Source organism: Amaricoccus sp., assembly GCF_017993425.1.
Taxonomy (GTDB): domain Bacteria; phylum Pseudomonadota; class Alphaproteobacteria; order Rhodobacterales; family Rhodobacteraceae; genus Amaricoccus.
Window position 1 is genome coordinate 1 of the sequence record NZ_JAGOMQ010000084.1, and the last position, 4,430, is coordinate 4,430.

Genomic DNA, 4,430 nt, shown 5'->3' on the forward strand with positions numbered 1-4,430 from the left:
GAGAGGCACGGCGGCCATGGGAAGGCCTAGGGTGACGGGCACGGGGGGGAGGACGGCGGATAGAACGGCTGGCACGGCGAGGACGACGGCGGCTGGCACGGTTGGCACGGTGAGGACGACGGCGGCTGGGGCGAATGACGCGGAGGCGAATGTTACTGCTATTGGCGGCCGTGACGGGGCACCTCGGGCTGGCGGTGAGCGGCGCGCTGGGCCTGTGTCTGTGGGAGGCGGGGCCGATCGGGCGGGTCTTGACCTACTACCGCGCGCTCTCGGGTCTCGACGCCGGTTACTCATATTTTGCGCCCGCGGTCGGGACGCCGCCGCGGGCCGAATTCACGGTCGTGGACGGGGCCGGGGACCGGGTCGCCGACACGCTCGAGACCCGTGTGAGCCGGGAGGCGGACATCCGCGTCGGAGACCTCGTCGAGGTGTTCATGCATCGCCGGGCCGACGACGCGCGGCGGCGACGGATCGCGGTGTCATGGGCGGCGACGATGTTCGCGCGGCACCCCGAGGCCGAGGCGGTGCTGGTCGACGTCGGGTATCGACGACTGCCGACGATGGGCGACATCCGGCGCGGCGCGGCTTCCGGATGGAGGTCCATCTTTCGCGCGCGGGTGGTCCGGCCGGCCGCGGCGACGGGGGGCCCGCGATGACGCCGGCTGATGCGCCGACGCAGTCGCCCGCGGTCGTCGAGCGCGTCCTTCGGGGGATCGAGCGCTTCTGCTTCGCGCCCGCGCGGGCGGCACCGTTCGCCGTCCTGCGGATCGGCCTCGCCGCGGTCCTGCTCGCGCAGGCGCTCCAGATCGCCCCGGTCTTTCACGCGCTCTACCACCACGAGGGGCTCCTCCGCGGCTCGCTGATGGACAGCTTCGGCCCGAACCATCTGCCCGCGCTCGGGCGGGTCCTGAGCGCGCTGGCCGGGCGGGGCGTCGCCGAGTCGGCGGTCCTCTCCACCTGCGGCGTCCTCTATCTCGGCAGCCTGCTCGGCCTGCTGCTCGGCTGGAGGACCCGGTTCGTCACGGTCGCCGCGTGGCTCCTGCACCTGTTCTTCATGATGCTCGCGCCCTATACGACCTATGGCGCCGATGACTTCGCCAATATCTTCCTGTTCTACTCGATGTTCGCGCCGCTCGGCGCCGCCTCCTCGCTCGATCACCGGAGCGGGCGGACCGCCGACGCGCCGAGCGCGACGAACCGGCTCGCCCTGCGGGTGATGCAGGTCCACCTGTGTATCGCCTATCTCTTCTCTGGCGTGCAGAAGGCGCTCGGGGAGCAGTGGTGGACCGGCGAGGCGATCTGGCGCTCGCTGATGGTGCACGGCTATCAATTGTTCGACTTCACCTGGCTCGCGCACTGTCCCGCGCTCGCGGCGATCGTGGGCTGGCTGGTGCTGGTCATCGAGATCGGCTACCCGGTGTGCATATGGCCGCGGCGGACGCGGCGGCCGTGGATCGCGGCGGTCGTGGGGTTACACGCCGGGATCGTGGTGTTCATGGGCCTCCACGTGTTCGGCGCCCTGATGATCGTGCTCACCGTGGCGATGTTCGGCGTGAGCGCCGAGCCGGAGGCGGGTGGGCGCAGCGGGGCGCGTCGGGGGACGCCGACGCGCCCCCCTGTTCAGGGCAGGTCGGTGAGGGTCGGGAGCTGGCCGGGGGTGAAGGTCCAGCCGCCGGCGCCGACGGGCCAGTCGTAGCCGAAGTGCGTGTTGGGGTCGGAGAACACGCCGGTCGCGCCGCTGACGGGCGTGCCCTGATCGGGGACGATCGGGTTCACGTCGCTGTCATAGCGGTTGCTCGGGTCGATCGGCGCGGGGCTGCCGATGCTGCCGGCGAGGCCGAAGGGCAGCGCGTTCGGGCCGGTCGCGGCCCCGGTGGAGAACACGTCGAGGATCTCGGCGTTCGCGGCGTACGCCACCGCGCCGCCGACGGACCCGTAGGTCGAGATGCCGCTGACGTCGCCGCTGCTGTAGCAGCGCGCGACGGTGAAACCGCCGTCGGTGTCGATCACGCCGATGAGCCCGCCGAGGGTGTTGTGGCCGAGGGAGTCGTCGCCGGTGATGGCGCCGCTCGCGTAGCTGTCGACGACGGACGAGGGACCGGTGTACGCCAAAAGCAGGTTGATCAGGCCGCCGGCCTCGGGCGCGGTGATCGAGCCCGACGCCCGCGTGTTCGCGACGTCGCAGTTCTGGCAGATGTTAACGAGGCCGCCGGCGCTGAAGCGGGCGACGATGTCGACGTCGCTGGCGACGCCGCGCAGCGAGCCGGTGTACTGCAAGATCGCCCCGGCCGCGTCGTAGGCGTGGATCGTGCCGTCGACCCGGGAGTCGCGCACGTGGCCGCGAGCGGTGCCCGCGATGCCGCCGCCGTAGTAGCCGGCCTCGATGTCCACGGTCGACCGGATGCGCTCGAAGTGCGCGTCGTGGAGGCCGCCGGCGGAGTAGGCGATGCCGCCCGCGACCAGGCCGGCGAGGCTCATGTCGACCGTGATATCGGTGTAGCGACCGCCGTAGATGTACGCCGAGACGCCGCCGACCGTGGCGTTCCACTTGTAGGCCTCGACGCGGCCGTCGACGTTGAGCTTCCAGACGTCGGCGAAGGCGGCCTGGCCGGAGAGCACGCCGAGGTTCAGGTACTCGTCCTCGTCGAGCATGGAGACGAAGGCGTCGGTGAGGGAGAGGCGGCTGACGCGGCCGCTGAGGTAGCCGAACAGGCCGACGAAGTGCTCCGTGGCGGCTGGTGGGGCGTAGTAGGGGCCGGCCGAGTCGTAGGTGAAGCCGCGGATCGCCCGGCCCTGGCCGTCGTAGTCGCCGCTGAACTCCGGGATCATGAAGTAGGGGCGCAGCGGCGAGTAGTGCGGCGCGAGGTTGATGTCGAGACATTGCACGTAGCTGCGATGCCAGGCGTCGGGGTCGCCGGCGATGTCGCGCAGCTGGGCGGCGGTGTAGATCTCGTGCGGGTCGGCGAAGGTACCGGCGCCGATGGCGTCGTAATCGGTGTACTTGGCGGGCTGATCGCAGGCCGAGCGCTCGCCGCAGGTGCAGCCGCATTGCGTCGACTCGCCCTGCTGGTAGGTGACGAAGTGGGTGGCGCCGGGCGGCAGGCCCTGACTCGAGTGGGCCCGCTGATCGCAGACCGCCTGGCCGTCGATGACGTGATCGCCGTCGCCGTCGCTCGCCAGCGCCTCGCAGGTGGCGGCGTTGTACGGGAGGTCGCCGAAGCCGCTGACGAACTGATGGCCGGGGCCGAACACCATCTTGGCCTCGAACGCCGCCTCGGAGCAGAACTGCGGCGGCGGCTTGTCGGCGTCCTCCGGGTCCACCGGCGGCGGCTTGTCGGCGTCCTCCGGGTCCACCGGCGGCGGCTTGTCGGCGTCCTTCGGGTCCACCGGCAGCTCCTTGTCACGGGCCGCGACCTCGACAGGGTCCTCCACGTCGCACGCGGCACACACGCCCAGGGTCATCACGAATGCATGAAGCTTCATCGCGACACTATATCGTGGGGGGGTCCTCGCGGGGGGTCCCTCCGGTTTCGGACCTGCGCTCGCGGGCGCGGGGCAGTGGCGAGCGGCCGTGGACGGGCGGCGAGGCGCGAGCCGCCCCGGTCTGGTACCATCGGCCCCGCGATGAACGCGAGCGCGATCCGATGTCCTGGCTGCGGGGCGGCCGATACCTCCATGGCCGCCCCGAACGGCCTGCACACCTGCGTCTACTGCGGCGTGCGCTACCAGATCTCGCGGGGCACGCCGCAGGCGGTCGCGCCGGCTGCGGCCGCGCCCGCGAAGGCCCGCGGGTCCGGGCTCGTGGCCGGCGTCGTCGTCCTGGTCGGGCTCGGGATCGTGTTGGCGATGTCATTCGCCGGCTCGAAGGGCTCGTCCCGCGTCGCGCCGCAGCGCGGCTCCGCCGTGGCCAGCGCGGCCGACGGCTCCTCGGTCAGCGTGGTGGCCGGGCCGGCCAATAACGCTCCGGTCAGCGTCCCGGTGGCCCCCGAGGAGACCGCGCCGGCGAGCGGCGAATTCACGCTCGAGACGCTGCAGACCTCGAGCACCAACGCGCTGTGGATCTACGGGTACTTTCATAACACCTCGCCCTTCACCCTCGGCAAGAGCAAGGTCATCGCGGTCTTCTACGACAAGGACGGCAAGGAGATCGGCCAGGGCAGCGGATATACCGAGGACGACGTGATCGCGGCCGACGCCCGGGTCCCGAGCGTCATCCTGGTCACCGACCCGCCCGCGGACCATGCGCGGATCGCCTTCGAGGTGTCGGCCAAGCGCCCCTCCTACTTGCCCGCCGAGATCGAGGGCCTGGAGCTCGAGGCCGAGGCGCCGCGCCGGCACGAGTTCCTCGGCTGGAAGTACGCCGGCAAGGTCCACAACAAGAGCGGCCAGCCCGCGAAGTTCGTCAAGGTCCGGGTCCTCGCCTTCGATCA

Annotated in this window: 4 protein-coding genes; 3 read left to right on the plus strand and 1 reads right to left on the minus strand. The window is 71.3% G+C overall.

Annotated elements, in window-relative coordinates:
• Positions 1-161 precede the first annotated feature (161 nt).
• Together KBB57_RS19820 and KBB57_RS19825 are read left to right on the plus strand one after the other, a co-directional pair.
• Positions 162-656, plus strand: a complete 495-nt coding sequence (locus KBB57_RS19820) for a hypothetical protein (protein WP_290754070.1) — start codon at positions 162-164, stop codon at positions 654-656.
• Positions 653-1,696, plus strand: a complete 1,044-nt coding sequence (locus tag KBB57_RS19825) for an HTTM domain-containing protein (protein WP_290754072.1) — start codon at positions 653-655, stop codon at positions 1,694-1,696. Before KBB57_RS19820 ends, KBB57_RS19825 begins: the two co-directional genes overlap by 4 nt.
• Here KBB57_RS19825 and KBB57_RS19830 read toward each other — a convergent pair.
• Positions 1,621-3,387 carry a hypothetical protein gene (locus KBB57_RS19830; protein ID WP_290754074.1) on the minus strand — a complete coding sequence of 589 codons (1,767 nt, stop codon included), beginning with the start codon at positions 3,385-3,387 and terminating at the stop codon, positions 1,621-1,623. The genes KBB57_RS19825 and KBB57_RS19830 overlap by 76 nt on opposite strands.
• Positions 3,388-3,675: 288 nt before the next feature.
• Between KBB57_RS19830 and KBB57_RS19835 the strand changes: the two genes are divergently transcribed.
• Positions 3,676-4,430 (plus strand): hypothetical protein (locus KBB57_RS19835; protein WP_290754076.1); only part of this gene is annotated, 755 nt, incomplete at its 3' end.

Coding starts and splice junctions, on each gene's coding strand:
- KBB57_RS19825 (WP_290754072.1), top strand. CDS start 653: ATGACGCCGGCTGATGCGCCGACGCAGTCGCCCGCGGTCGTCGAGCGC.